We start from the raw sequence: 25,268 nt of genomic DNA on the forward strand, positions 1-25,268 counted from the left end.
GAAATAAAGGAGGAGCCGAAGGCGGGGGACATTCGCGGAGGGGAGTACCCGGTGGCCTTTGCACAAGCCCTGAACAAGAACAACAGCGCCAAAAACGAAGAGCAATGAGCCCTTGACATGCCCCATCTCTCTTACGTCAACGTCTTCGCCAAAGACGTGGTCGCACTCAGCGGCTTCTACCAGCGCGTGTTCGGATTCCCCGAGATCGAGGCCATCCGCTCGCCGATCTTTCGCGGGCTCGACACCGGCAAGTCGAGCCTCGGCTTCAACGCGCTAGACGCCTATGAGCTGCTGCACCTGGCCGAATTTTCCGACACGCGCGGCGTCAAGTTCTTGCTGAACATCGACGTCGACAGCAAGGACGACGTGGACCGCATGGTGCCCGTCGCGCTCGAGGCCGGCGCCACGCTGGTGAAGCCGCCTTACGTCACCTACTACAACTGGTACCAGTCGGTGCTGCTCGATCCCGAAGGCAACGTGTTTCGCATCAACTTCATGATGTGACGCGCGCGGCACCTCCGTCTTCAACGCTTCTTCCCTGACTTGCTTCTCACGAAAGGTCGCTCCATGCTGCGCACTCCCACCCACGGCTTCACCTCCGGCCTTGCCCTGGCCCTTGCAGCCGGCGGCGCATTCGTCTCGCTGCCCGCGGCAGCCGCCGACGGCTTCACGCTCAAGGACAAGCCCAAGATCGCGATGCTCTACTTCGGCCCGAAGAACGACGGCGGCTGGACGCAAGCCTTCGACGAAGCACGCGTGAAGATCGAGAAGGAAATCGGCCAGAAGATCCAGTTTGTTGAGAACGTTCCCGAAGACGCCTCGGCCATCAAACCTGCGGCCGAGAAGTTCATCCAGCGCGGCGCCAACATCGTGATCGGCACCGCCTTCGGCTACTCCGACAGTTTCAAGGACCTGGCCGCCAAGTACCCGGGCGTGGCCTTTCTCAACGGCTCGGGCACCACCAACGGCAGCAACCTCGAATCGTTCTACGGCCGGACCTACGAGAGCCAGTATCTCTGCGGCATGGCAGCGGGCGCAGCCTCCAAGACCGGCAAGCTCGGCTTCGTTGCGGCCAACCCTTTCGGCGTGGTGAACTGGACCATGAACGCCTTCGCGCTCGGTGCGCAGAAGATGAACCCCAACGCCACCGTCAACGTCATCTACACAGGCGCGTGGAACGACCCCGTGAAAGAACGCGCCGCTGCGGCCGCGCTGATCGACCAGGGCGCCGACGTGATCGGCCAGCACGTGGACTCGCCCACGCCGCAGATCGTGGCGCAGGAGCGCGGCGTGTACGGCACCGGCCACCACCGCGATCTGCGCCAGTTCGCACCCAAGGCCACGCTGTGCTCGTCGGTGTGGGTGTGGGACCGCTTCCTGACGCCCGAGCTCAAGAAGATCATGGCCGGCAACTGGAAGCCCGGCCAGTACGGCGCCTTCATCGAGATGAAGGACGGCGGCACCGACATTGCAGGCTTCGGCCCCGCGGTGCCCAAGGACAAGGCCGCGGCCATTACCGCCGAGCGCGACGCGATCATGAAGGGCAAGCACGTCTACGCCGGCCCGCTCGCCGACCGCGACGGCAAGGAGCGCGTGGCCAAGGGCGCGGTGCTGTCGGATGCCGATCTGTGGAAGATGGACTGGTTCGTCAAGGGCGTGGTCACGCAGAAGTAACCCGAGAGAAAAAAAACAAGGCGATCCGGCATGCCCAACGCGCTCGAACTCACCGGCATCCGCAAGAGCTTCGACGGCTTTGCGGCGCTGACCGACGCACACTTTGCCGCGCGCTGGGGCGAGGTGCATGCGCTGCTGGGCGAGAACGGCGCGGGCAAGTCGTCGCTGATGAACATTGCGGCCGGGCTCTATGCACCTGAAGCCGGCCAGCTGCTGGTCGACGACAACGTGGTGCGCTTTGCCGGCCCGGCCGACGCCGCAAGGCAACGCATCGGCATGGTCCACCAGCACTTCAAGCTGGTGCGGCCGTTCACCGTGGCAGAGAACATTCTGCTCACCGCACCGCCCGCGCCCGAGTTCCAGAGCCACGGGGAACGGCTTCGCGAGATCACGCGCAGCATCCGCAACAAGGCCTCGGAGCTGGGCTTCGACATCGACCCCGCCAAGCGCGTCGATTCGCTCTCGATTGCCGAGCAGCAGCGCGTGGAAATTCTCAAGGTGCTGCTCGCGGGCGCGCGCATCTTGATACTCGACGAGCCCACCGCAGTGCTTACCGACCAGGAGGCTGCGCGCCTGCTGCAAACCGTGCGGGGCCTCGCGCGAAGCGGCTCCGCCGTGGTGCTGGTCACGCACAAGATGGCCGACGTGAAAACGTATGCCGACCGCGTGACCGTCATGCGCGGCGGCCGCACGGTGGCCACGCTGGCGCCAGATACAGCATCGGTGGCCGAGCTCGTGAAGCTCACGGTGGGCGAATCGATTGCCACGCAGGGCTTCCAGGCGGCAAAGTCGCCGCGCGGCGCTGTGCGGCTCGCGGTGCGCGGCCTGCGCTCTGCGCCGTCGCCAGAAGGCCGCCGCGTGCTCGACGGTGTCGACCTCGAACTGCATGCGGGCGAAATCTATGGCCTGGCCGGTGTCGGCGGCAACGGACAGGGCGAGCTGGCCGGCGCCATCATGGGGCTGCCTGATGCGGGCGGCCCGCTCGAAGGCGAGATTCACCTCAGCGGCCATGGCGACCTCAAGACCATGAGTGCACCAGAGCGCCGCACCGTGGGCATTGCCGCGATACCGGCCGACCGCTATGGCCTTGCGCTGGCCGGTGGCCTCTCGGTGGCCGAGAACTACGCCATCGGCCGCGTGCACACGGGCCGCTACGGCCCGGCATGGCATCTTCGGCGCAGCCGCATCCAGGCCGATACGCAGGAGGCGGTTCGCGCCTTCGACGTGCTGGGGGTGCGCTCGGTGGCGCAGAAGGCCGCGCTGCTCTCCGGCGGCAACGCGCAGAAGCTGGTGCTCGCGCGGGAGTTCGGCAAGTCGCCCTCGCTGGTGCTCGCGCACAGCCCGAGCCGCGGGCTCGACGTGCGCGCGAGCGCCGAGGTGCATGCCCGCCTGCGCGCGGCGCGCGACGGCGGCGCCGCGGTGCTGCTGATCAGCGAAGACCTCGACGAGGTGCTGCAGCTGGCCGACCGCGTGGGCGTGATGACGCGCGGGCGCATTGCCGGCGAATTCGCACAGCCTGCCGACCGGCAGGCGATTGGACAAGCGATGGTGGACCATGGTTGACGCAACGCTTGCGGCCATCGCCCAGCCGGCGCAAACCGATGCGGACGCCGCTCACCGGGCGCGGCGCCAGCCGCTGGCGCAACGGCGCTACGCGCTCGAGATCCGCCAGCACATGGGGTGGCGCCTGCAGGCGCTGATCCTTGCGGCGGCGCTGTTGGTCGGCCTTGCGATTTCCGCTGCGATTCTGGTGGCGGCCGGCGTTCCCGCGGACGAACTCGCCAACGAGTTCGTGACGCAGACTTTTTTCGACGGCCAGAACTTTCGCGCCGTGCTGTTCCAGGCCGCGCCGATGATCCTTGTCGGCCTGGCGGGCTCGCTGGCGTTTCGCGCACGCTTCTGGAACCTGGGCCTCGAGGGACAGATGATCTGGGGCGCCATCGGTGCCACGGCCGTCTCGATGTGGCAGGTCGGCCCCGAGTCGCTGCGCCTGCCGCTGATGTTCGCGGCCGCCATCGGTTGCGGACTGCTCTGGGTGCTCGGCCCCGCATGGCTGAAGATCAGGCTCGGCGTGAACGAGATCATTTCCACGCTGATGCTCAACTACATGGCGGCCAACTTTCTGCTGCACCTGGTGTACGGCAGCTGGAAAGACCCGAAGGACAACTTTCCCTATTCACCGCAGTTCCGCGCCTTCGAGCGGCTGCCCGAACTTGGCGCCGGCGTGAGCAGCGCCATCGTGCTGGCAGCCGTTGTGGCGCTCTTCGCATGGTGGCTGGTGGGCGTGAGCCGGGCCGGGCTGTACCTGCGCTTTGTCGATGCCAATCCGCGCGTGGCGCATGCCAATGGCGTGCCGGTGCGCCGCACCATCTATGGCGCCGTGCTGCTGTCGGGCGCGATGGCCGGGCTCGCAGGCTTTGCGGTGGCCTCGGGGCAGGAAGGGCGGCTCACGCAGGCCTTCTACCAGGGCTATGGCTTCTCCGGCATCCTCATCGCCTTTCTCGCGCGCAACAACCCGCTCGCGGCCACTGTGGTGGCGCTGCTGGTGGCGGCGCTGTTCGTCACCGGCCGCAGCCTGCAGGTGTTCTACCAGGTGCCGTTCTCGATGGTGCAGCTCATCCAGGCCATCATCGTGGTGAGCGTGGCGTCGAGCGATTTCTTCATTCGCCACCGGCTGCGGCGCGTGGGTGGGGAGCAAGCGGAATGAGCGGAAGCATCGTTCTCAACTGGCTCGCGAGCACGCCCGACTTCGCGGTGCCCTATGCGCTTGCCGCGCTGGGCCTGATCATCAGCGAGCGCGCAGGCGTGCTCTCGCTGGGCGCCGAAGGGCTGATGCTGGTGGGCGCGCTCGCGGGCATCGGTGCGCAAATCGCCCTGGGGCAACCGGGCGTGTCGCTGGTGCTTGCCATGCTCGCGGCCAGCGCGGTGTCGCTGCTGTTCGCGGTGATGGTGATCTGGCTGCGCGTGAACCAGGTGATTGCGGGGCTGGCACTGGTGTTCTTCTGCCAGGGCTTCACGGCACTGGTCGGCTCGCTGGCCGAATGGACCAACCACGCCACCGAAGGCATCGGCTCGATGGCGCTGTGGCCGCTGTCCCTCTTGCCCGGTGCCGGCCGCCTGTTCGAGCAGAACGCAATGGTGTGGCTCACGCTGCCGGTTTTTCTTGCCGTGGCCTGGTTTCTCTCGCGCACCTCGGCCGGGCTGCGCTTGCGCGCGGTGGGCGAGAACCCGCAGGCGGCCGATGCCGCCGGCATCCGCGTCACCCTGTGGCGGCTTGCCGCGGTGCTCGCAGGCTCGGCGCTGGTGGGCCTGGCCGGCGCGTACATCTCCGTGGTCAGCACCAAGCTGTGGATCGCGGGCATGACCGGCGGGCGCGGCTGGATCGCCGTGGGGCTGGTGATCTTCGCGCGCTGGTCACCTTGGAAGGCGCTGGTGGGTGCGCTGCTTTTCGGCTGCATCGAGGCGCTCATTCCCCAGCTTGCGGCGGCCGGGGTGCAGCTGCCGCAGTACTTCGTGATGATGACGCCCTATACGGTGACGCTCGGCGTGATGATCTGGGTCGCAGTGGCCCGGCGCGGCGGAGACGATGAGCCTGGTGCTCTGGGCCAACCCTATGTCCGGGAGGAGCGGCGATGAAGGCCTGGGTGTACGGCGAAGAGCGCGAACTCGGCGCGGCGCAGTTTGCAGACTACCTCGATCCGGCCACCACGGCGGTGGTTTCCATTGACATGCACCGCGGCCATCTGGACGACAGCCCCGACTGCCCCTGCCCCGCGCCGCGTGCGCGCGACGTGGTGGCGCCCATCGACAGCTTTCACGACGATGCCCGCGCGCTGGGCGTGCGCATCGTGCATGTCAAGTCGGTGCTGCGGCCGGGCGGCGAGGACGACATCCACGGCATTCCGGCGGCGTGGCGCCGCACCTTTCCGCTGCACGTGGGCGCCATACCGAATGCCGACGCGCACGCCATCGAAGGCTCGCGCTGGACCGAGTGGGTGACGCGCGTCGAGCCCGGCGACATGCGCGTGGAGAGCAAGCGCCGGCTGTCGGCCTTCTATCCGACAGACCTCGACTTTCTGTTGCGCAACCAGCGCATCGAAACCGTGGTGCTCAACGGCGGGTTTACCGACTGCTGCGTGCTCAATACGGCCTTCGATGCCAACAACCACAACTACCGCGTGATCGTGCTGCGCGACCTGGTACGCGGCACCGATGCGCATCTGGAGAACGCCGCGCTCAGCATGGTGTCGCTGCATCTGGGGCTGGTGGTCGACTCGGCCGAACTGCTGCGCCAGTGGCGCGGCACCGCCGCAAGCTAGTCGGCAAGACCCAGCCAGCGCCGCAGCACGGGCTGCATCTCTTTCTGCGCCGCCTCCCACACCAGCTCCGGCGCGGCCACGTGCACGCCTTCGGGTGCGATGCGCAGCGCCAGGTCGACCAGCTCGGCCACCTTGGAGGGCCGCACCGGCTGCTCGCTCGTCGGCACCATGAAGCGCATGACCGACAGCATCCACGCGGCCAGCCTTTCGGCGGGGTTTGCCAGCTTGGCGTTGAGCGGCTTGCGGGCGGAACGCAAGAGGATTACGCGCTCGAAGCCGCTGGCGACCACGGCCTGCTCGTCGAGGCTCGCGAGGCCGCGCTTGAGCGCCTCGGGCAGGCGGCCCTGGTCGTGCGGCTGCACGATGGCGAGCGTCTGCACGCCGCAGGCGCGCAGCCAGCGCGAGAGCTCGGGCAAATCGGAAGGCTGCGGCACCCACAGCGCGCGCTCGCGGCCGTGATAGAGCCGGGGCGGATCGAAGGCGATGACCGCGGTATCGGCGGACGTGGGGCCCCATTGCGCGATCGGCAGGTCGGGGCAGAGGCAGGTCTCGACCCCGCGCATGCCGTCGCGCATGGGTTCGCGCGACAGCACCCGCACGTGGGCAAAGCGGTGGCCGCCCGCGAGCCGGCGCAGCAACTCCTGGCCCAGGGCGCCGGTGGCGCCGGCAATCAGCAGCGTTCCGGCCGTTGCGGCGGAAACGGCGGTTGCAGGCGGCACCGCGCGGTTGGCAGCCTGCAGGGCTTGAAGGGGATCGAGGGCCATGGAGACATCTATGCTAACTTCCGGCTCTTCTGCGGAGGTAATGCAAATGATGATGAAACGCTGGCTCTTGATTCTTGCTGCGGTCCTGTCCCTGAGCGGATGCGGCTACAACCAGTTCCAGTCGCTCGACGAGACGAGCAAATCGGCCTGGAGCGAGGTGCTCAACCAGTATCAACGGCGTGCCGACCTCGTGCCGAACATCGTGGCCACCGTGAAGGGCGAGGCCAGCTTCGAGCAGGACACGCTCACCAAGGTGATCGAGGCGCGCGCCAAGGCCACGTCGATCCAGGTGACGCCCGAGACGCTGAACAACCCCGAGGCATTCAACAAGTTCCAGCAGGCGCAGGGCGAGCTCTCGTCGGCGCTGTCGCGGCTGATGGTGGTTTCCGAGCGCTATCCGGAGCTGAAGGCCAACCAGGCTTTCCGCGACCTGCGCGTGACGCTGGAAGGCACCGAGAACCGCATCACCGTGGCGCGCAACCGCTACATCCAGACGGTGCAGGAGTACAACGTGCTGGCGCGCAGCTTCCCGACGAACATCACGGCCAAGATCTTCAGCTATGAGCCGAAGCCCAACTTCTCGGTGCAGAACGAAGCGCAGATTTCGACGCCCCCCACCGTCGACTTTTCTACTCCGAAGAAGTAAGACGCTCGATCGATGACCGTTGCCCTGATACGCCGCGTGCTGGCCGCCGTTCTGCTGGCGGGCACGGCGTGGGCCGGTCTTGCGGCAGGTGCATGGGCGCAAGACCTGCTGCCGGTGCCCACGCTCACGGCGCGGGTGATCGACCAGACGCAGACGCTGGCTGAACCGGAGCGCGCCGACCTCGAGGCCAAGCTGGCCGCCTTCGAGCAGCGCAAGGGCTCGCAGATGGTGGTGCTGATGGTGCCCACCACGCAGCCTGAAGACATTGCAAGCTATGCCAACCGCGTGGGCAACGCCTGGAAGATCGGGCGCAAGGACGTGGGCGACGGCATCCTGGTGATCGTGGCCAAGAACGACCGCAAGATGCGCATCGAAGTGGCCAAGACGCTCGAAGGCGCGGTGCCAGACCTGGCAGCCATTCGCATCATCGACGAGGAGATGAAGCCGCGCTTTCGCAACAACGACTTTGCAGGCGGGCTTAACGCGGCGGTCGCCCGGCTCATCGGGCTGGTCGACGGCGAGGCGCTGCCCGCGCCTTCCAGCGGCGGCGACGAAAGCGCCGGTGACGGCATCGACTGGGAGAACCTTGCGATCTTCCTGTTCGTCGGCGTCTTCGTGGCGGCGCCCATCGTGCGATCGGTGGTCGGCAAGAAGCTCGGCTCGGTGGTCATGGGCGGCGGCATCGGCGTGACCGCGTTCTTCATCACGACCAGCATCGTCATTGCGGTGCTCGCGGGCTTCGTGGCGCTGATGGTGTCGCTGTTCTCGGCGGTTGCGGCAACCGCTCCCGGGCGCCGGGGCGGCGGTGGCGGCGGCTTTGGCGGCTGGAGCGGCGGCGGTGGGGGTGGCGGCTGGAGCAGTGGCGGCGGTGGAGGCGGCGGTTTCAGTTCCGGCGGCGGCGGTGATTTCGGGGGCGGCGGCGCCTCGGGGGATTGGTAGGCATGGCAACGCTTTTCTCCAGGCTTGGCCGCATCTGGCGCCACCAGTGGATGGACGAGGCCGATGTGCGCCGCGTGCTGCCCGATGCCGCCATGGAACGCCTTGCCGCGCGCGTGGCTGCAAGCGAGCGGCGCCACAGCGGCGAGATCCGCATCTGCGTCGAGGCGGGCCTGCCCCTGTCTTACCTGCGGCGGGATGCCTCGGCGCGCGAGCGTGCCGTCACCATGTTCGGCAAGCTGCGCGTATGGGACACCGAGCACAACAACGGCGTGCTCATCTACCTTTTGCTGGCCGAGCATGCGATAGAGATCGTGGCCGACCGCGGCATCAGCGCGCGGGTCAGTGCCGCCGAATGGTCTGCGATGACGCAGCGCATGGGCGCGGCATTCCGCGAAGGGCGCTTCGAGGACGGGCTCACGCAGGCGCTGGAAGAAATGTCGGCCTTGCTGGTTGCGCACTTTCCGCTGGCGGACGACCAGCCCGACACGAACGAGCTGCCCGACGCACCCGTGGTTCTTTGACTTTTTTTTCTCCCTCCCCTTCCGGGGGAGGGTTGGGGTGGGGGCAAGCGGCGTTGGCATGGGCACGCCCTGCCTGCCCCCATCCCAGCCTTCCCCCAGAGGGGGAAGGAGCCGCCCCCTCAATCCGGTGCGGGCAGCGCCCACACGGTTTCGCCACCTACAGCGTAGAAGCGCCTGCCGGGCGCCCGCTCCACCAGCCACCCGCCCGTGAACTCGCCGAAAGCCGGTAGCACCGCCTGCTGGTCGTCGCTCATGAAACACGGCAACCGCACGCTGTCCCGCCCCAGCCCGTAGAGCCGGCACACCGGATGCAGGTGCCCGGCGAGCACGAAGTGCGTGGAATGCGATTGCGGATGGTGGCAGCAGGCGAAGGGCCCGAGCAGATAGGGCTCGTCGACCACCTCGATGTCCAAGGCCGCAGGCGGATCGCCCGCGCGGCTGTCGTGGTTGCCGCGCACCAGTGTCATGCGGACGGCCCCATGCGCCGTGCGCCAGTCGGCGAGCGCGGCCAGCACTTGGGGTGTGCGCGCCTGTGCCGCATGCATGAAGTCACCGAGAAACACGATGCGTTGCGGCGCATGCGCGGCAATCAGCGCATCGAGCCGCGCCAGGTTCTGCTGCGTGGTGCCGCCCGGCACCGGCTGCCCCAGCGCGCGGTAGGTCGCGGCCTTGCCGATGTGCAGGTCGGCGATGAAGAGCACACCGCTCGCCGGCCACCAGATGGCGCGTTCGGGCAGCAGATGAACCCACTCGCCGGCCCATCGGACCGGCAGGGCCGATGCGGAAAGTTGCGGGGAAGTCACTGGCACCAAGTGTCGCAAAAGCCGGTGCGCATGGGCGGCCGTCACTTGCAATTCACCCCTGCGGACCCCAGTTCTTCGGTATGACCGAAACGCCATCGCTGCACATCGTCTGTCCGCACTGCCACACGACCAACCGCGTGCGCGCGGCACAGCTGGGCAGCGCGCCCGATTGCGGCAGTTGCCACCGCCCGCTGTTCGCCGGCCACTCGACTGCGTTGCCGGACGAAAAGACCTTCGACCGCCACATTGCACGCAATGAAATTCCGGTGCTGGTGGACTTCTGGGCACCGTGGTGCGGCCCGTGCCGCCAGATGGCGCCGGCCTATGAGCAAGCCGCGGCCCAGCTGGAGCCGCGGGTGCGGCTGGCCAAGGTCGATACGGAGGCCGTGCCCACCCTGGGCGCGCGCTTCAACATCCGCAGCATTCCGACGCTGGCGTTGTTTCGCGGCGGCCGCGAGGTGGCACGGCAGGCCGGTGCCATGGGTGCGGCGGACATCGTGCGCTGGGTCAAGGCGCACGGCGCCGGCTGAGCCGGACGGCTCACTCCTCACTTCACAGCGGCGGCAACGGCCGCGAGCGGCGCGAGGGCGGCCTGCGCTGGCGCTGCGGCGCGGGTGGCTTGCCCGGCCCTTCCTGGCCGAACGCGAGCGTGCTCTTCACGCGTTCGATCCCGCCAGCGGTGACGATGCCGCCCGCGGCTTTTTCGAGCTGCTCGACCATGCGCGCGATGCGGTCGGCCACGTTCTCGTTCGACAGTTTTTCGCGGAACAGCTCGACCATGAGCGGGAACGAAAAAGGCGTCGGCCGCTCGAGCGGCTTCAGCACCAGCTGCTGAGTCGCCATGCGCGCGAGGCTGGCGCGCAGGCGGCCTATTTCGAGCTCCTGCGCGAGCAGTTCCTGCTCGGCCTGCAGCAGCAGCTTGTTGGCCGGGTCGTACTTGCGGAACACCTCCCAGAACAGTGCCGACGAGGCCTGCAGCTGCCGGTTGCTGCGCTTCTCGCCGGGGTAGCCCTGGAAGATGAGGCCCGAGACGCGCGCAATTTCCCGAAAGCGGCGCTGCGCCAATTCGCCCGCGTTGAGCGAAGCCAACGCCTCGTGCAGCAGTTCGGCATGCGCATCGTCGCCTTGCGGCAGGCGCAGCACCTGCGGCAGCAGCGTGGGCCAGTCGACCGGCACGGCACTCAGCAGTTCGAAGCCGTAGTCGTTCACCGCAATGGAGAAGGTGCGCGCATCGTGCTGCGCCACGCGCCAGGCCAGCAGGCTTGCAAGCCCCAGGTGCACGTGCCGCCCCGCGAAGGGATAGAGAAACAGGTGCGAGCCTTCGCGTGTCGTCAGCGTTTCGGCCAGCAGGGTTTGCGGCGTTGGCAGGGCCGACCATTGCTGCTGGATCTCCAGCAGCGGCCGCACGCACTGCAGTTCGGGTGAGTCATAGCGGCCTTCCCCGGCCAGCGCGAGCTGCTGCACCACGGCATCGGCCAGCGTGGTCGACAGCGGCATGCGCCCGCCGTTCCAGCGCGGCACCGCGGCGCGCTTGCCGGTGGCGCGCCGCACCCAGGCCGTCATGTCGTGGATGCGCACGAGCTCCAGCAGCCGGCCGCCGAACAGAAAGCAGTCGCCGGGCTTCATGCGCGCAACAAAGCCTTCTTCGACGCTGCCGATCTTCGCGCCGCCCATGTACTGCACCGCCATGCTGGCATCGCTCACGATGGTGCCGATGTTCATGCGGTGCCGCCGCGCGAGCCGCGCGTCCGGCACGCGCCAGACGCCTTCGGCATCGGGCACCGCGCGGCGGTAGTCCGGGTAGGCGGCCAGCGAAGGGCCGCCCTGCGAGACGAAGTACAGGCACCACTCCCAGCTCTCCCGCGACAGCCCCGCATAGGCCGCGGTGCCGCGCACCTCCGCATACAGGTCTTCGGGCACGAAGCCGCCGCCGAGCGCCACCGTGACGAGGTGCTGCACCAGTACGTCGAGCGGCTGCACCGGCGTATGCCGCGCCTCGATGTGGCCTGCCGCAATGGCCGCGCGCGCCGCGGCGCCCTCGACCATCTCGATGCTGTGCGTGGGCACGAGCGTGATTCGCGACGGCCGGCCGGGTGCATGGCCCGAGCGCCCCGCGCGCTGCAGCAGCCGCGCGACGCCCTTGGGCGAGCCGATCTGCAGCACGCGCTCGACCGGCAGGAAATCGACGCCCAGGTCGAGGCTCGATGTGCAGACCACCGCCTTGAGCTCACCGCTCTTCAAGCCGAGTTCCACCCACTCGCGCACCGCACGGTCGAGCGAGCCGTGGTGCAGCGCAATGGTGCCCGCCCATTCGGGCCGCGCCTCGAGCATGGCCTGGTACCAGATCTCCGATTGCGAGCGCGTGTTGGTGAACACCAGCGTGGTGCTGCTGGCGGCAATTTCATCGAGCACCTGCGGCAGCATCGTGAGGCCCAGGTGGCCGCCCCACGGAAAGCGCTCGGCGCGGCCGGGCAGCAGCGAATCGACCACCAGCTTCTTGGGCACCGCGCCCTGCACCAGCACGCCCTCTTCATCGCCGAGCAATGCGCGCATGGCCTCCTGCAGGTTGCCCAGCGTGGCCGACATGCCCCACACCGCGAGCCCCGCATTCCAGCGCCTGAGCCGCGCGAGGGCCAGCTGCACCTGCACGCCGCGCTTGTTGCCGAGCAACTCGTGCCATTCATCGACCACCACCATCTTCACGCGGCCGAGCACCTCGCTGGCATCGGCGCGCGCGAGCAGCAGCGAAAGGCTCTCGGGCGTGGTGACGAGCACGGTGGGCAGGCGCTCGTTCTGCGCCGCGCGCTCGGCCGACGAGGTGTCGCCGCTGCGCGCGCCGGCGCTCCACGGATGCACCTCGGCGCCCAGCGCTTCGAGCGGCTGCTTCAGCGCGCGCAGCGTGTCGGCCGCAAGCGCGCGCATGGGTGTGAGCCACAGCACCGTGAGTGGCGGCGCGGCGGGGCGCGCGGTTTCTTTTTTGGCTTGCGAGAAGACCTGCAGCGCGCCGAGCCACACGGCGTAGGTCTTGCCCGCGCCGGTGGTGGCGTGCAGCATGCCGGACTTTCCTTGCGCGATGGCTTTCCACACATCGCGCTGGAACTTGAAGGGCTTCCAGCCGCGTGCGGCAAACCATGCATCGAGCGCCGCCTTGACTGCTGTCCTGCTCCTTCCCCCGCTGGGGGAAGGCTGGGATGGGGGCACGCGGCCTTCGACAGGCAGCTGATCCTTGATACGCCGCTTGCCCCCACCCCTGCCCTCCCCCGGGAGGGGAGGGAGAGATGCGGGGTCCACCGGCGCAGTCATGACGGCAGCAATGCGGCCAGCGTCTGCAACGTATCCGCCTCCGCCACCGGCTTGTCCTCGCGCCAGCGCAGCATGCGCGGAAAGCGCACGGCAATGCCGCTCTTGTGGCGCGTGCTGCGCGCAATGCCCTCGAAGCCGAGCTCGAACACCAGCGTCGGCTCCACGCTGCGCACCGGGCCAAAGCTCTCCACCGTAGTCTTGCGGATGATCGCGTCCACCCGCGCCATCTCGGCATCGGTCAGGCCCGAATAGGCCTTGGCAAAGGGCACGAGCTTGCGGTCTTCCTGCCCGGGCGGGCCGTCCCACACCGCAAAGGTGTAGTCGCTGTAGAGGCTCGCGCGTCGGCCGTGGCCGCGCTGCGCGTAGATGAGCACGGCGTCGATGCTGAGCGGGTCGATCTTCCACTTCCACCACACGCCAACGTCCTTGGTGCGGCCCACGCCGTACTGCGCGTCGCGGCGCTTGAGCATCATGCCTTCCACGCCCATGCTGCGCGCGGCTTCGCGCTGGCGCGCCAGGTCGCTCCATTCGATGCCGGTGAGCATCGGACTCGGCAGCAGCGACGGGTGCTGCATGCGCGTGACGAGCTCGTCGAGCAGCGCGCGGCGCTCCCACTGCGGCAGCGCGCGCAAGTCGCGGCCTTCCCATTCGAGAATGTCGTAGGCCAGCAGCACCACCGGTATTTCGCGCAGCAGCTTCGCGCCCAGGGTCTTGCGGCCGATGCGCTTTTGCAGTTCCGCAAAGGGCTGCACCTTGTCTTCGCGCCAGACGGCGATCTCGCCATCGAGCACCGTGCCGTCGGGCAGCGCCTCGCCCAGCACGGCGAGCTCGGGAAAGCGCTCGGTCACCAGCTCTTCGCCGCGCGACCACAGCCAGACCATGCCCGCGCGCTTCACGAGTTGCGCGCGGATGCCGTCCCACTTCCACTCGACGACCCAATCGGCCGGCAGACCGAGCGCCGCATCGAACTCTTCAAGCGGCAGGTTGAACGCATGCGCCAGAAAGAAGGGGTATGGCTGCCCGCTGGTCTTTTGCACCTGCTCCGCACCCGACTCCGGCGCGATGAGCGCGCGGTAGTCGTCGGCCCGCGGTCGGCCGCCGATGTGGGTGTAGCCCATGAGCCGCTGCGCCACGCGCTTGGGGTCGATGCCGCCCACCGCCGCGAGGGCCTGCGTGACCTGCAGCTTCGACACGCCCACGCGAAATGCGCCGGTGATGAGCTTGAAATACACCAGCCGCTCTTCGGCCGCAAGCTGGCGCCATTGCGCGCGCAGCCGTGCGGGCAGTTCATCGGGCGCCGACTTGCCGGCTTCGCGCAGCGGCAGCAGATGCTCCTCGACCCAGCGCGCCAAGCCGAGGTCGTGCGCCTCGGTGGGCGGCGGCAACAGCAGCGCGATGGTTTCTGCAAGATCGCCGACCGCTTCATAGCTTTCGTCGAACAGCCATTCGGGAAGCCCCGCGGCCTCCTGCGCAAGCAATCGCAGCAGCTTGGTGGGCACGAGCTGGCGCGGCTTGCCGCCGGCCAGGAAGTACACGGCCCAGGCCGCATCGGCAGGATCGGCTTCGCGCAGGTAACGCTGCAGCGCGGCCTGCTTGGCAAGGCTCGAGGTGCTGGCGTCGAGCTCGCGGTAGAGCGCGGCGAAGGCTTTCATGTATCGGCTCCTTCCCCCTCTGGGGGAAGGTTGGGATGGGGGCTGGCAGCGTCCCCATCGGGCGCCGCTTGCCCCCTCCCCGGCCCTCCCCCGGAAGGGGAGGGAGTCTCCTGGTCGTCCTCATCGCCGTATTCGGTCTTGAAGCCCTGCGCCTCCAACCCGTTCTCGGTGAGCCAGCGCACCATGACCGCCACGCTGCCGTGGGTGACGAACACCCGGCTTGCGCCCGTGCCCGCTATGGCCTGCTGCAAGCCGGGCCAGTCGGCGTGGTCGGACATCACGAAACCGCGGTCCACACCGCGCCGGCGCCGCGTGCCGCGCAGCTGCATCCAGCCGCTTGCGAAGGCGTCGGCGTAGTTGCCGAAGCGGCGCATCCACGGCGTGCCCTGCGCCGAAGGCGGCGCCAGCACCAGAGCGCGCTTCAAGAGCGCGGCGTCCACGCCCGGGTCGGTCACGCGCAGCGTCTCGGGCAAGGCCACGCCCGCCGCGCGGTACACCGCATTGAGCGGCTCGACCGCGCCGTGCACCACGATCGGCCCGATGGAGGCATCCACACCGTGCAGGATGCGCTGCGCCTTGCCGAACGCATAGCAGAACAGCACAGATGCGCGGCCGGCCTCCGCGTTGGCGCGCCACCATGCATCGATCTCCGCGAACAGTGCCGCCTGCGTGGGCCAGCGATAGATCGGCAGCCCGAAGGTCGATTCGGTGATGAAGGTGTCGCACGGCACAGGCTCGAAGGGCGTGCAGGTTCCATCGGGCTCGGTCTTGTAGTCGCCCGAGGCCACCCACACGCGCCCGCCGTGTTCGAGGCGAACCTGCGCCGAGCCCAGCACATGCCCGGTCGGATGCAGCGAGACGCGCACGCCATGGTGCTCGATGGTTTCTCCGTAGCCGAGCGTCTGCAGCGCGATATCGCTGCCGAGGCGGGTGCGCAGCGTACCGGCGCTGTCGGTATGCGCCAGGTAGTGCGCATGGCCCACACGCGCGTGGTCCGAATGGGCGTGCGTGATGACGGCGCGCGCCACCGGCCGCCACGGGTCGATGTAGAAATCGCCCGGCGGGCAATACAGCCCCTCCGGGCGTGCGACGACGAGATCTTCTTCCTTCGCGGCCATGGCCGCATCGTAGGCGGTGGCTGGCTTTCGCGTTGCCGAACGCGGGCCGCGAAGCGCTGTGGGCCGGCGCCTACTTCTTGCGCCCGCCCGCCATTTCGAGCACGTTCATCTTCATGCCGTTGGACATGATCATGTCGCCGGGCTTCTGGCCGGCCTTGCAGGGGCCGATCCACTTGGCCTCGATGACAGCGGAGCCTTCGGCGCGGCCCATCAGCGGCGGGCTGTAGGTCGACTTGCTTTCCATGCGATAGGCCGAGCTGAAGTCGCCGCTCATCACGGCGTGCGAAGTGGCGGTGGTGGAGCCGATCTTGCAGACCGAATCGATGACCAGCTTGCCGCCCTCGTTGCGCAGCTCCTGCTTGGAGCACGTGTCCTTGCCCATGCCCTGGCCCATGTCGCGCAAGGCCTTGTCGCTGGCCGCGTCGATGCACTGCTGGATGGTCTGGCTGGCCCCCTTGGCGGCGGTGCCGTCGCCGGTCTGGATTTCCCAGAGGCCGGGCTTGCGCGCGGGGTAGTCGATGGCCATGGCGGGCATGGCGGCCGCGCAGGCCAGCGTGAGAAAGGCAATGGCGGTCTGGCGAATCTTCATGGCGGGCTCCGTGTCGGTTCGAGAGAACGATGCCCGGTTTTTACCGCAGGCGCCGGCCGTGAGGAATAGCGCAATCGGCCTACGCCGGCTCCGCCTGCACAGCCGCTGCCGCAACGGCTTGGCGTGGCCGCGAAGCCAGCCCGGACCCGATGCCCAGTGCCAGCCCGCCGAGCACGTCGATCAGCACATGCTGGCGCACCGCCATTGTCGAATAGACGATTCCGAATGCCCATGCGATGTTGAGCATGCGAAGCCACGTGGGCGCCGCCACGTCGCGCAATTGCCTCGCAAGCACCACGCAGGCAAACACCGAGAACGACACGTGCAGCGACGGAAACGCGTTGCCGGCCGCATCGATCGTTTTCAGCAAGTGAAGCGACGTGCCCGGGCTGGTGTCGATGGTGAAGTTGGGTATGGCCGTGGGCATGAACCAGAACACCGCGAGCGCGATGCACGTCATGAAGGCGCAGCCCAGCGCAAAGTTCGAGAGCTCCCGCCGGTCCTTGGCCAGGAACACCGGCAGCGCGATGTAGAGCCAGAGCGAAAGATAGACCGGCAGCAGCGCCGGCCAGAACGCGATCAGCCGGTCGAACGCGGTAAGCGGCAACGTCCAGGGCTGGCCGGCGTTCTTCATGATCCAGAAGTACAGCGGGAAGAAGCCGATGGTGGCCACCGTGTTGCCGACGAGCTTCAGCGGCCAGAGCGCGAGGCAGCGCCGGACCAGGGCGCGAAGCCACGGTGGTGGGCCGGAAGGCGGCAGGTCTCGAAAGGAAGAAGGTGTCATGGGCGCCAGGCGCCGTGCGTTGCGTGCCCGCGGGTGCGGGCATGCGGCACGGCTACCAGGGCGTCCACTTTAATTCGCTTTTCGACGATGCCACCGTGCGCTCGATGAAGCGGACGCCGCGGGCGCCGTCTTCCACGCGCGGATAGTCGGCCGCGATGGCGTCGGCCTGCTGGCCCGCGATGCGTGCGCGGATGTCGGCCGCTACGCCGCCATAGATGTTGGCAAAGGCCTCGATGAAGCCTTCGGGGTGCCCCGCGGGCAGGCGGCTCGCGCGCTGCGCCGATTCGCACAGCCACGGAGAACCACGCGTGAGAGTGCGCTTGGGGCCGTCGTGCGGCAGGTGCAGCAGTTCGCTCGGCCGCTCCTGGCGCCATTCGAGCGTGCCCAGCGCGCCGGAGATGCGCAGCCGCAGGTCGTTCTCCAGCCCGGTGTTGATCTGCGAGGCGATCAGCACGCCGCGCGCGCCGCCCTTGAAGCGCAGCAGCAGGCTGCCGTCGTCGTCGAGCATGCGGCCCGGCACCAGCGCGCTCAGGTCGGCGCAGAGGCTTTCGATTTCCAGCCCGGTCACGCTTGCGACGAGGTTCTCGGCATGCGAGCCGATGTCGCCGATGGCGCCGGCCGCGCCGCTGCGCGCCGGGTCGGTGCGCCAGTCGGCCTGCTTGTTGCCGGCGTCTTCGAGCTGGCTCGCGAGCCAGCCCTGGTTGTATTCGACGGCCACTTTGCGCAGCTCGCCGAGCTGGCCCGAGCGGACCATCTCGCGCGCCTGCCGCACCATCGGGTAGCCGGTGTAGTTGTAGGTCACGCCGAAGACCGTGCCTTGCTTTTTCACGGTGGCCACGAGCGCATCGGCCTGCTCGCGCGTGTGCACCAGCGGCTTGTCGCACACCACGTGAAAGCCCGCCTCGGCAAAGGCCTGCGCCACCGGAAAGTGCACGTGGTTGGGTGTGACGATCGAGACGAAGTCGATGCGCTCCTCGGGCGGGCGCTTCAGCTCGTCAGCCAGCAGCGACTGCCAGTCGCCGTGGTTGCGGTCGTCGGCCAGCCCGAGATCGCGGCCCGAGGCGCGCGCCTTCTCGGGGCTCGAAGACAGCGCGCCGCCCACGAGTTCGATCTGCCCGTCCAGCGCCATGGCCTTGCGGTGCACGGCGCCGATGAAGGCGTCGCGCCCGCCGCCGACCATGGCGCAGCGGAGCTTGCGAAAAGCGTTCTCGGTCACCTTAGAACGGCGAGTTCGGGTGGTAGAAGTCTTTCGCGTTTTCCTTGGTGATCAGCACCGAAGGAATGATCGTCGTCGCGGGCAGCTTCTCGCCCTTCAGCCGCGCCTCGGCCGTGAGCTTGATGGCGTCGTAGATGAACTTGGGCGAGTAGCTCACGTCGGCGCCAATGCGCTTGTCCTTGCCGTCCATGATGGTCTTGACCATGCCCTTGGCGCCCGCGCCGCCGAAGACGATCTTGATGTCGTCGCGCTTGGCCTGCTCGATGGCCTTGAGCACGCCCACGGCCATGTCGTCGTCGGCGGCCCAGATGGCGTCGATCTGCTTGAAGCGCGTGAGGTAGTCCTGCGTGACCTTGAAGGCGTCGTCGCGGTTCCAGTTGGCGTACTTGGCGTCGAGCAGCTTGATGTCCGGATGGTTCTTGAGCACCGCGTTGAAGGCGTCCATGCGCTCGTTGTCGAGCGTGGTGGCAATGCCGCGCAGGGCGACCACGTTGCCCTTGCCGCCGAGCTGCTTCGCGATGTACTCGGCCGGAATGCGGCCGAACGCGGTATTGTCGCCGGCCACGTACGCATCCTGCGCACTGGTGTCCGTCAGGCCGCGGTCGACCACGGTCACGTAGGCGCCCTTGGCCTTGACTTGCGCCACCGGCTTGGTCAGCGCGGCCGATTCGAACGGGAAGACCACGAGCGCGTTGATCTTGGTGACGGTCGAAAGGTCTTGCAGCTGGTTGGCCTGCTCGGGCGCGTTGGCCGCGGTCTTGATCGTGATCTTCAGGTCCTTGTGCTGCTTCTCGAGGTCCTTCTTCGCCTGGTTGGCCCAGTAGTTGATGCCGCCCATGAAGCTGTGCGTGGCCGCGGGAATCGAAACGCCGAGGTTCACTTTCTCGGCGGCGAGCGCGGGCAGGCTCGCGAGCGCTGCTGCGGCCACGGCCGTGAGTGCGATGCGGCGGGTGAAGCTTGTCATGCTGGATGTCTCCTTGTGGTTGATGGTGAAGCGGAACGGGAACGAACTAGCGGCGCCCTCTTTGGAGGAACGCAACGATGATGATCACAAAGCCCTGCACCGCGGCGTTGAGGTACACGCTGATGATGCTGGTGAGATTGAGGATGTTGCTGATGACCGAGAGCAGGATCGCGCCCACCACGGTGCCGGTGATGCTGCCTGCACCGCCCTTGAGCGCGGTGCCGCCGACGATGACCGCGGCAATCGCCTCGAGCTCCCACAGGAGCCCCGTGGTCGGCGACGCCGAGCCCAGGCGCGGCACATACAGCAGCGTGGCAATGCCCACGCACACGCCCAGCAGCACGTAGGTCAGGATCTTCACGCGGTCGACGTCCACCGCCGCATAGCGCGCGACCTGTTCGTTGGAGCCGATGGCCTGCACATAACGCCCATAGGCCGTGCGGTTCAATATGACGCCGCCGATGATCGCGACGATCACGAACACCCACACCGGCACCGGAATGCCAACGAGGCTTGCGTAGTACACCGGCGCGTAGAGGTCCGACAGGTCGTTGTCGAGCGTGAGCGCGCCGCCGTCGGCAAAGTACGTGAGGTAGGCGCGAAAGATGCCGAGCGTGCCCAGCGTGACGATGAAGGGCTCGATGCGCCCCTTGGTGATGAGCAGGCCGTGCGCCAGGCCGAACAGCGCGCCCAGCACCACCGCGAGCACCGCGCCCATCACCACCGCCATGAGCGGCGAACCCGAGGCCGGCCCGGCCCAGTTGATGAACATGATCACGCTGCCCGCGATGAGCGCCGCCATCGAGCCCACCGACAGGTCGATGCCGCCCGAGATGATCACGAAGCACATGCCCACCGCAATGATCCCGATGAAGGCCGTGCGCGTGAGCACGTTCATGGCGTTGTCGACGGTGGCAAAGTCGCTGTTCAGCAGCGTGCCGCCGATGCACAGCAGCACAAGGCCGATGACGGGGCCGAGGCCGTGCAGGCGCTCGGTCCAGCGCGGCTTGCTTTCGCTGCGGTGCTGCGCGGCTTCAGGCTGCGGCATGGGTGTCTGCTGTTCCGGTGGCATGAGCGATGAGCTCCTCTTCAGTCAGGTTGTCGGCGTTGAGCGTGGCGACGAGGCGCCCCGCGCGCATCACCGCCACGCGGTGGCACAGGCCGATGAGTTCCATCAGTTCCGACGAAACGACGATCACCGCGAGCCCTTCACGGGCGAGTCGCTGGATCAGGAAATAGATGTCGCGCTTGGCGCCGATGTCCACGCCGCGCGTGGGCTCGTCGAGCACCACCACCTTGGGCTTGGGCTGCAGCACCTTGGCGAGCGCGAGCTTCTGCTGGTTGCCGCCCGAGAGCGACGATGCGCGCACGTCGAGCGAGCCGGTGCGAATGCCGTAGTCCTTCACGGCCTCGGCCAGCGCGCCGCGTTCGGCATCGGGCTGGAGCCATGGGCGGGTGTAGCGCTCGAGCGCCATCAGCGTGAGGTTCTGGCGCAGCCCGAAGTTCACGTGCAGGCCCTTGCCCTTGCGGTCTTCGCTCAGGTAGGTGAGGCCGTGCTTTGCGGCGTCGCGCGGATTGCGCCAGCCCTTCTGGTCGGGCACCGCCTTGCCGAGCATCTCGACCTGGCCGCTGGCCGGCCGGAGTCCCAGCAGGCCTTCGAACAGTTCGGTGCGGCCCGCGCCGACCAGGCCCGCAAAGCCGAGGATCTCTCCGGGGCGCACTTCAAAGCCGACGTCGTTCGCCCAGCCGGGCACGCTGAAGTTGCGCACGCGCATGGCGGGCGCGTCGGCGGCCACCACCACATCGCGCGGCGGGTACAGGTCGGCCAATTCGCGGCCCACCATCAGGTTGGCCATCTGCTGGCGCGAGACCTCGGGCGTGGGCGCGCGGGCGACAAAACGGCCGTCGCGCATCACGATCACCTCGTCGGTCACCTGCTCGACTTCGTCGAGCTTGTGCGAGATGTAGACGATGGTCACGCCGTCGGCGCGCAGCTGCGCAATGAGCTTGAAGAGCCGCTCGGTCTCGCCGGGCGTGAGCGTGGCGGTCGGCTCGTCCATGATGAGCAGTCGCGCGCGCCGTGCGATGGCCTTGGCAATTTCGACGAGCTGCTTCTCGGCGACGATGAGCCGACGCACCTTGGTGCGCGGATCGACCTGCAGTCCGACGGCAGCGAGTGCTGCTGCGGCGTCACGCTCCATCGACGTGTCGTCGAGCAGCCAGCCCTTTTTCTTCTCGTGGCCGAGGAAGATGTTCTGCGCCACGCTCAGGTCTTCGGCGAGATTGAATTCCTGGTGAATCAGCACGATGCCCAGCGCCTCCGCATCGCGCGAGCTCGCGAAGTGCCGGGGCTCGCCGTTGATGCGCAGCGTGCCGCCGGTCGGCTGTTCGTAGCCCGAGAGAATCTTCATCAACGTGGACTTGCCCGCGCCGTTTTCGCCGAGCAGCCCGTAGACGCGGCCCGGCTGCAGCGCAAAGCTCACGCCGTGCAGCACCTGCACGGGGCCGAAGGCCTTCACCACATCGGCAAACTCGACTGCAACGCTTCCCTTGGTTTCTGCTGCGGTCATGGCGCCACTCCGCGGACTTTCAACGTTTCGTGCATCGCGAGCACGCCGGCGCCGATCAGCCCGCCCTGCACGCCCAGCGGCGTGTACTGGATCTCCAGGTGCCGGGTCGAGAGCGCGAGCGAGCGCTGGTAGACGCTCTGCCGCACGGCCGCCAGAAACAGCGGCCCGATGCGCGTGATGCCGCCGCCGATGAACACGTGCGACGGATTGAAGAAATTCACCACCGACGCCAGCATCTGGCCGATGAGGTTGCCGGCGTTCTGGATGATGCCGTTGGCCGCCGTGTCGCCCGCGCGGCTCGCCTGGCCGACGTCGACGGCCTCGATGCGGCCATGCACCCGCAGGCATTCGGCGAGCATGGCGCTTTCGCCGGCTTCGGCCGCCTGCACGGCCATGCGCGTGATCGCCGGCCCCGCCGCCATGGCTTCCACGCAGCCCACATTGCCGCAGTGGCAGCGCGGGCCTTCCTGGTCGACGCAGATGTGGCCCACGTCGCCGGCCGAGCCGGCGGCGCCGCGGTAGACCTCGCCGTGGCAGACGATGCCGCAGCCGATACCGGTGCCGATCTTGATCACCAGAAAGTTGTTGAGCGAGCGCTTGAGCCGCCAGAGCTCGCCGAGCGCCATCAGGTTCACGTCGTTGTCGACGAAGACGGGCGCCGCGTAGTCCTCGCGCAGATAGTCGCGGATCGAGAAGCTGTCCCATGCGGGCATCAGCGGCGGGTTCACGAGTTGCCCAATCTCGAAGTTGACGGGGCCTGGCACACCGATGCCAATGCCGAGCACGTTCCTGGCGCTGCTGTTGCAGCGTGCGAGCAGCTCGCGCATCAGCACGCGCACGCGGGCCAGTACCACGGCGGGGCCTTCGCGCACGTCGGCGGGTTCGTCATGCTGAGCAAGCACGGTGAGGTCCGGGCGCAGCACCGCAACGTCGAGGCTGGTGGCGCCAATGTCGATGCCGACCAGCACGCCCAGGCCGGCATGCAGCTGCAGGTTTTCGGCACGCCGCCCGCCGGATGAGCGCTGGAGACCAGCTTCGGCCAGGAGGCCTTGTTCGACGAGGCCCGCAATCAGCGCATTCGCCTTGCTCTTGGAGAAGCCGAGCTGTTCGGCCATGGCATGGCGCGAGCCGCCGGCCGACCAGAAGGTGGTCTCCAGCAACCGCATTTCGTCCGCAGTGATGCCGCTCCAGCGTGTCACGCGTTGTTGTCTCCGTCTTTGTTGCCTGCTGCCCCAAGGCTCGCCGCAGGTGAATGAACGCGAATACTAGAGGCAGGTCTTCAGCCGGACAAGGCTGAACTTCGACCAAATTCAGATCGAAGACATCGGGAGGTCGAACTTTGCGGACGAAAAAAAGCCGCCCGGAGGCGGCGTTCTTCTGGCGGAGCCCTGTGGGGGCTACCGCGGTATTTACTTCTTCTGGCGGTACTTGCGAAGCGCCGCGATCTGGGCAGCCATGACGGCGAGTTCGGATTGCGCCATGGCAATGTCGATGTCGCTCTTGGCATTCTTGAGCGCTTCCTCGGCGGCGGCCTTGGCCTGGTTGGCCTTTTCGTCGTCGAGGTCCTTGCCGCGAATGGCGGTGTCGGACAGCACGGTGACGGTGTCGGGCTGCACTTCGAGAATGCCGCCAGCCACGAAGACGAACTCTTCGCCGCCGTCGGCCGTTTCGATGCGCACTGCCCCCGGGCGGATGCGCGTGATCAGCGGCGTGTGGCGCGGATAGATGCCGAGCTCGCCGGCTTCACCGGGCAGCGCGACGAACTTGGCCTCGCCCGAGAAGATCGACTCTTCTGCGGAGACCACGTCGACGTGAATGGTGTTTGCCATCTTTTTTCCTTTGCCGTTCTATGGAGAACTTCGGAAAGCAAGCAGTCGGCCGGCTGGTGAGGCGCCGCGCGCAGCCGTACAGAAGTACGGCGAGCACGGCAACGAAGCCAGACGGTCGAATGCGCCGCTTTACGCGACCTTCTTGGCCTTCTCGAAAGCCTCGTCGATCGTACCGACCATGTAGAACGCTTGTTCCGGCAGGTGGTCGGCTTCGCCGTTCACGATCATCTTGAAGCCGCGGATGGTTTCGGCCAGCGGCACGTACTTGCCAGGCGAGCCCGTGAACACTTCGGCCACGTGGAACGGCTGCGACAGGAAGCGCTGGATCTTGCGGGCGCGGGCCACGGCAAGCTTGTCTTCCGGTGCGAGTTCGTCCATGCCCAGAATTGCGATGATGTCGCGCAGTTCCTTGTAGCGCTGCAGCGTGCCTTGCACGGCGCGGGCCACGTTGTAGTGCTCTTCGCCGACCACGTTCGGGTCGAGCTGGCGCGAGGTCGAGTCGAGCGGGTCCACAGCGGGGTAAATACCGAGCGAAGCGATGTCGCGCGACAGCACCACGGTGGAGTCCAGGTGGGCGAAGGTGGTGGCGGGCGACGGGTCGGTCAAGTCGTCGGCTGGCACGTACACGGCCTGGATCGAGGTGATCGAGCCAACCTTGGTCGAGGTAATGCGCTCTTGCAGGCGGCCCATTTCTTCGGCCAGCGTCGGCTGGTAGCCCACGGCGGACGGCATGCGGCCCAGCAGTGCCGACACTTCGGTACCGGCCAGCGTGTAGCGGTAGATGTTGTCCACGAAGAACAGCACGTCGCGGCCTTCGTCGCGGAACGACTCGGCAATGGTCAGGCCGGTCAGGGCCACGCGCAGGCGGTTGCCCGGGGGTTCGTTCATCTGGCCGTAGACCATGGCCACCTTCGAGTCCTCGAGCTTCTCGAGGTTCACGACGCCGGAGTCGGCCATCTCGTGATAGAAGTCGTTGCCTTCGCGGGTGCGTTCACCCACACCGGCGAACACCGACAGACCCGAGTGAGCCTTGGCGATGTTGTTGATGAGTTCCATCATGTTCACGGTCTTGCCCACGCCGGCGCCGCCGAACAGGCCCACCTTGCCGCCCTTGGCGAACGGGCAAACCAGGTCGATCACCTTGATGCCGGTTTCCAGCAGGTCTTGCGAGGGCGACAGTTCGTCGTATGCGGGTGCCTTGCGGTGGATCGAAGCGGTGAGCTCCTGGCCGACCGGGCCGCGCTCGTCGATGGGCGCGCCAAGCACGTCCATGATGCGGCCCAGCGTGGCCTTGCCGACCGGCACGGTGATGGGCGCGCCCGTGTTGGTCACGATCAGGCCGCGGCGCAGGCCGTCGGACGAGCCGAGTGCAATGGTGCGCACCACGCCGTCGCCGAGCTGCTGCTGGACTTCGAGGGTCAGCGCGCTGCCTTCGAACTTCAAAGCGTCATAGACCTTCGGCATCTGGTCGCGCGGGAACTCCACGTCGACCACAGCGCCGATACATTGAACGATCTTGCCTTGCACTGCGTTTGCTTGAGCCATGTGTGCTCCGATAAAAATTGTTTGTAGGGGGA

24 protein-coding genes are annotated in these 25,268 nt (G+C 67.6%); 10 read left to right on the top strand and 14 right to left on the bottom strand.

Features of this window, described 5'->3' with window-relative positions; genetic code table 11:
* The first annotated feature begins 117 nt into the window (after nucleotides 1-117).
* The 6 genes from V9K97_RS24280 (at nucleotide 118) to V9K97_RS24305 (ending at nucleotide 5,993) form a co-directional block, all read left to right on the top strand.
* Nucleotides 118-504: a VOC family protein gene (locus tag V9K97_RS24280; RefSeq protein ID WP_337315329.1), complete on the top strand. Its 387-nt coding sequence runs from the start codon at nucleotides 118-120 to the stop codon at nucleotides 502-504.
* Between the two features lie 63 nt (nucleotides 505-567).
* Nucleotides 568-1,674, top strand: coding sequence for a BMP family ABC transporter substrate-binding protein (locus V9K97_RS24285; RefSeq protein ID WP_337321212.1), 1,107 nt, complete (start codon nucleotides 568-570; stop codon nucleotides 1,672-1,674).
* A 30-nt stretch (nucleotides 1,675-1,704) separates the two neighbouring features.
* Nucleotides 1,705-3,237, top strand: coding sequence for an ABC transporter ATP-binding protein (locus V9K97_RS24290; RefSeq protein ID WP_337321214.1), 1,533 nt, complete (start codon nucleotides 1,705-1,707; stop codon nucleotides 3,235-3,237).
* Nucleotides 3,230-4,381, top strand: a complete 1,152-nt coding sequence (locus V9K97_RS24295; protein WP_337321217.1) for an ABC transporter permease — start codon at nucleotides 3,230-3,232, stop codon at nucleotides 4,379-4,381. The genes V9K97_RS24290 and V9K97_RS24295 overlap by 8 nt, the downstream gene beginning before the upstream one ends.
* The gene (locus V9K97_RS24300; protein WP_337321219.1) at nucleotides 4,378-5,310 is read left to right on the top strand and encodes an ABC transporter permease; all 933 of its coding nucleotides are present in this window, start codon (nucleotides 4,378-4,380) and stop codon (nucleotides 5,308-5,310) included. Before V9K97_RS24295 ends, V9K97_RS24300 begins: the two co-directional genes overlap by 4 nt.
* Nucleotides 5,307-5,993 (top strand): cysteine hydrolase family protein, encoded by a 687-nt coding sequence (locus V9K97_RS24305; RefSeq protein ID WP_337321222.1) that lies wholly within the window; start codon nucleotides 5,307-5,309, stop codon nucleotides 5,991-5,993. The genes V9K97_RS24300 and V9K97_RS24305 overlap by 4 nt, the downstream gene beginning before the upstream one ends.
* On the opposite strand, the gene V9K97_RS24310 is transcribed toward V9K97_RS24305, so the two are convergent.
* Nucleotides 5,990-6,757: a hypothetical protein gene (locus tag V9K97_RS24310; protein ID WP_337321224.1), complete on the bottom strand. Its 768-nt coding sequence runs from the start codon at nucleotides 6,755-6,757 to the stop codon at nucleotides 5,990-5,992. The genes V9K97_RS24305 and V9K97_RS24310 overlap by 4 nt on opposite strands.
* Nucleotides 6,758-6,803: 46 nt before the next feature.
* Between V9K97_RS24310 and V9K97_RS24315 the strand changes: the two genes are divergently transcribed.
* The 3 genes from V9K97_RS24315 to V9K97_RS24325 are packed head-to-tail and all read left to right on the top strand — an operon-like array spanning nucleotide 6,804 to nucleotide 8,863.
* Nucleotides 6,804-7,403, top strand: a complete 600-nt coding sequence (locus tag V9K97_RS24315) for a LemA family protein (protein ID WP_431769289.1) — start codon at nucleotides 6,804-6,806, stop codon at nucleotides 7,401-7,403.
* Nucleotides 7,404-7,415: 12 nt separating this feature from the next.
* A complete protein-coding gene (locus V9K97_RS24320; RefSeq protein ID WP_337321226.1) occupies nucleotides 7,416-8,342 on the top strand; it encodes a TPM domain-containing protein in 927 nt (308 codons plus the stop codon).
* A gap of 2 nt (nucleotides 8,343-8,344) precedes the next feature.
* Nucleotides 8,345-8,863: a TPM domain-containing protein gene (locus tag V9K97_RS24325; RefSeq protein WP_337321228.1), complete on the top strand. Its 519-nt coding sequence runs from the start codon at nucleotides 8,345-8,347 to the stop codon at nucleotides 8,861-8,863.
* A 119-nt stretch (nucleotides 8,864-8,982) separates the two neighbouring features.
* Here the strand turns inward: V9K97_RS24325 and pdeM are convergent, their stop codons facing one another.
* Nucleotides 8,983-9,666, bottom strand: coding sequence for a ligase-associated DNA damage response endonuclease PdeM (gene pdeM / locus V9K97_RS24330; protein ID WP_337321230.1), 684 nt, complete (start codon nucleotides 9,664-9,666; stop codon nucleotides 8,983-8,985).
* An 80-nt stretch (nucleotides 9,667-9,746) separates the two neighbouring features.
* On the opposite strand from pdeM, the gene trxC reads away from it, so the two are divergent.
* The gene (trxC, locus tag V9K97_RS24335) at nucleotides 9,747-10,196 is read left to right on the top strand and encodes a thioredoxin TrxC (protein WP_337321232.1); all 450 of its coding nucleotides are present in this window, start codon (nucleotides 9,747-9,749) and stop codon (nucleotides 10,194-10,196) included.
* Nucleotides 10,197-10,218: 22 nt separating this feature from the next.
* On the opposite strand, the gene V9K97_RS24340 is transcribed toward trxC, so the two are convergent.
* The 12 genes from V9K97_RS24340 to atpD all read right to left on the bottom strand — a co-directional run bounded on the left by V9K97_RS24340 (nucleotide 10,219) and on the right by atpD (nucleotide 25,236).
* Nucleotides 10,219-12,969 (bottom strand): ligase-associated DNA damage response DEXH box helicase, encoded by a 2,751-nt coding sequence (locus V9K97_RS24340; protein ID WP_337321234.1) that lies wholly within the window; start codon nucleotides 12,967-12,969, stop codon nucleotides 10,219-10,221.
* On the bottom strand, nucleotides 12,966-14,621 hold the full coding sequence (locus V9K97_RS24345; RefSeq protein WP_337321236.1) for an ATP-dependent DNA ligase: 1,656 nt from the start codon (nucleotides 14,619-14,621) through the stop codon (nucleotides 12,966-12,968). The genes V9K97_RS24340 and V9K97_RS24345 overlap by 4 nt, the downstream gene beginning before the upstream one ends.
* A complete protein-coding gene (locus V9K97_RS24350) occupies nucleotides 14,618-15,739 on the bottom strand; it encodes a ligase-associated DNA damage response exonuclease (protein ID WP_337321238.1) in 1,122 nt (373 codons plus the stop codon). The genes V9K97_RS24345 and V9K97_RS24350 overlap by 4 nt, the downstream gene beginning before the upstream one ends.
* Nucleotides 15,740-15,809: 70 nt before the next feature.
* A complete protein-coding gene (locus V9K97_RS24355) occupies nucleotides 15,810-16,328 on the bottom strand; it encodes a DUF3617 domain-containing protein (RefSeq protein ID WP_337321240.1) in 519 nt (172 codons plus the stop codon).
* 79 nt (nucleotides 16,329-16,407) lie between these two features.
* Complete coding sequence (locus V9K97_RS24360) at nucleotides 16,408-17,112, bottom strand: phosphatase PAP2 family protein (protein WP_337321242.1); 705 nt, start codon at nucleotides 17,110-17,112, stop codon at nucleotides 16,408-16,410.
* A 52-nt stretch (nucleotides 17,113-17,164) separates the two neighbouring features.
* On the bottom strand, nucleotides 17,165-18,292 hold the full coding sequence (locus V9K97_RS24365) for a Gfo/Idh/MocA family protein (RefSeq protein ID WP_443304140.1): 1,128 nt from the start codon (nucleotides 18,290-18,292) through the stop codon (nucleotides 17,165-17,167).
* Between the two features lie 37 nt (nucleotides 18,293-18,329).
* On the bottom strand, nucleotides 18,330-19,292 hold the full coding sequence (locus tag V9K97_RS24370; RefSeq protein WP_258502650.1) for a substrate-binding domain-containing protein: 963 nt from the start codon (nucleotides 19,290-19,292) through the stop codon (nucleotides 18,330-18,332).
* Between the two features lie 46 nt (nucleotides 19,293-19,338).
* A complete protein-coding gene (locus tag V9K97_RS24375) occupies nucleotides 19,339-20,340 on the bottom strand; it encodes an ABC transporter permease (RefSeq protein WP_126749150.1) in 1,002 nt (333 codons plus the stop codon).
* Entirely contained in the window at nucleotides 20,327-21,862 is a 1,536-nt protein-coding gene (locus V9K97_RS24380) for a sugar ABC transporter ATP-binding protein (RefSeq protein ID WP_337321246.1), read from the bottom strand. Before V9K97_RS24380 ends, V9K97_RS24375 begins: the two co-directional genes overlap by 14 nt.
* Nucleotides 21,859-23,028 (bottom strand): ROK family protein, encoded by a 1,170-nt coding sequence (locus tag V9K97_RS24385; protein WP_337315331.1) that lies wholly within the window; start codon nucleotides 23,026-23,028, stop codon nucleotides 21,859-21,861. The genes V9K97_RS24380 and V9K97_RS24385 overlap by 4 nt, the downstream gene beginning before the upstream one ends.
* A 243-nt stretch (nucleotides 23,029-23,271) precedes the next feature.
* Nucleotides 23,272-23,691 carry a F0F1 ATP synthase subunit epsilon gene (locus tag V9K97_RS24390; RefSeq protein ID WP_126749114.1) on the bottom strand — a complete coding sequence of 140 codons (420 nt, stop codon included), beginning with the start codon at nucleotides 23,689-23,691 and terminating at the stop codon, nucleotides 23,272-23,274.
* Nucleotides 23,692-23,820: 129 nt separating this feature from the next.
* Nucleotides 23,821-25,236 carry a F0F1 ATP synthase subunit beta gene (gene atpD / locus V9K97_RS24395; protein ID WP_126749115.1) on the bottom strand — a complete coding sequence of 472 codons (1,416 nt, stop codon included), beginning with the start codon at nucleotides 25,234-25,236 and terminating at the stop codon, nucleotides 23,821-23,823.
* Between the last annotated feature and the right edge of the window lie 32 nt (nucleotides 25,237-25,268).

The organism is Variovorax sp. CCNWLW186 (assembly GCF_037203865.1).
Lineage (GTDB): Bacteria > Pseudomonadota > Gammaproteobacteria > Burkholderiales > Burkholderiaceae_C > Variovorax.

Bases quoted from the DNA above. Each gene is read 5' to 3' on its own strand.
- V9K97_RS24340 (WP_337321234.1), bottom strand. From the start codon at position 12,969: ATGACTGCGCCGGTGGACCCCGCATCTCTCCCTCCCCTCCCGGGGGAG.
- V9K97_RS24390 (WP_126749114.1), bottom strand. From the start codon at position 23,691: ATGGCAAACACCATTCACGTCGACGTGGTCTCCGCAGAAGAGTCGATC.
- atpD (WP_126749115.1), bottom strand. From the start codon at position 25,236: ATGGCTCAAGCAAACGCAGTGCAAGGCAAGATCGTTCAATGTATCGGC.
- V9K97_RS24300 (WP_337321219.1), top strand. From the start codon at position 4,378: ATGAGCGGAAGCATCGTTCTCAACTGGCTCGCGAGCACGCCCGACTTC.
- V9K97_RS24385 (WP_337315331.1), bottom strand. From the start codon at position 23,028: ATGCGGTTGCTGGAGACCACCTTCTGGTCGGCCGGCGGCTCGCGCCAT.
- V9K97_RS24305 (WP_337321222.1), top strand. From the start codon at position 5,307: ATGAAGGCCTGGGTGTACGGCGAAGAGCGCGAACTCGGCGCGGCGCAG.
- V9K97_RS24310 (WP_337321224.1), bottom strand. From the start codon at position 6,757: ATGGCCCTCGATCCCCTTCAAGCCCTGCAGGCTGCCAACCGCGCGGTG.
- V9K97_RS24290 (WP_337321214.1), top strand. From the start codon at position 1,705: ATGCCCAACGCGCTCGAACTCACCGGCATCCGCAAGAGCTTCGACGGC.
- V9K97_RS24375 (WP_126749150.1), bottom strand. From the start codon at position 20,340: ATGCCGCAGCCTGAAGCCGCGCAGCACCGCAGCGAAAGCAAGCCGCGC.
- V9K97_RS24325 (WP_337321228.1), top strand. From the start codon at position 8,345: ATGGCAACGCTTTTCTCCAGGCTTGGCCGCATCTGGCGCCACCAGTGG.
- V9K97_RS24370 (WP_258502650.1), bottom strand. From the start codon at position 19,292: ATGACAAGCTTCACCCGCCGCATCGCACTCACGGCCGTGGCCGCAGCA.
- V9K97_RS24360 (WP_337321242.1), bottom strand. From the start codon at position 17,112: ATGACACCTTCTTCCTTTCGAGACCTGCCGCCTTCCGGCCCACCACCG.
- V9K97_RS24320 (WP_337321226.1), top strand. From the start codon at position 7,416: ATGACCGTTGCCCTGATACGCCGCGTGCTGGCCGCCGTTCTGCTGGCG.
- V9K97_RS24315 (WP_431769289.1), top strand. From the start codon at position 6,804: ATGATGATGAAACGCTGGCTCTTGATTCTTGCTGCGGTCCTGTCCCTG.
- V9K97_RS24355 (WP_337321240.1), bottom strand. From the start codon at position 16,328: ATGAAGATTCGCCAGACCGCCATTGCCTTTCTCACGCTGGCCTGCGCG.
- V9K97_RS24295 (WP_337321217.1), top strand. From the start codon at position 3,230: ATGGTTGACGCAACGCTTGCGGCCATCGCCCAGCCGGCGCAAACCGAT.
- V9K97_RS24365 (WP_443304140.1), bottom strand. From the start codon at position 18,292: ATGGTCGGCGGCGGGCGCGACGCCTTCATCGGCGCCGTGCACCGCAAG.
- V9K97_RS24350 (WP_337321238.1), bottom strand. From the start codon at position 15,739: ATGGCCGCGAAGGAAGAAGATCTCGTCGTCGCACGCCCGGAGGGGCTG.
- V9K97_RS24280 (WP_337315329.1), top strand. From the start codon at position 118: ATGCCCCATCTCTCTTACGTCAACGTCTTCGCCAAAGACGTGGTCGCA.
- V9K97_RS24345 (WP_337321236.1), bottom strand. From the start codon at position 14,621: ATGAAAGCCTTCGCCGCGCTCTACCGCGAGCTCGACGCCAGCACCTCG.
- V9K97_RS24380 (WP_337321246.1), bottom strand. From the start codon at position 21,862: ATGACCGCAGCAGAAACCAAGGGAAGCGTTGCAGTCGAGTTTGCCGAT.
- trxC (WP_337321232.1), top strand. From the start codon at position 9,747: ATGACCGAAACGCCATCGCTGCACATCGTCTGTCCGCACTGCCACACG.
- V9K97_RS24285 (WP_337321212.1), top strand. From the start codon at position 568: ATGCTGCGCACTCCCACCCACGGCTTCACCTCCGGCCTTGCCCTGGCC.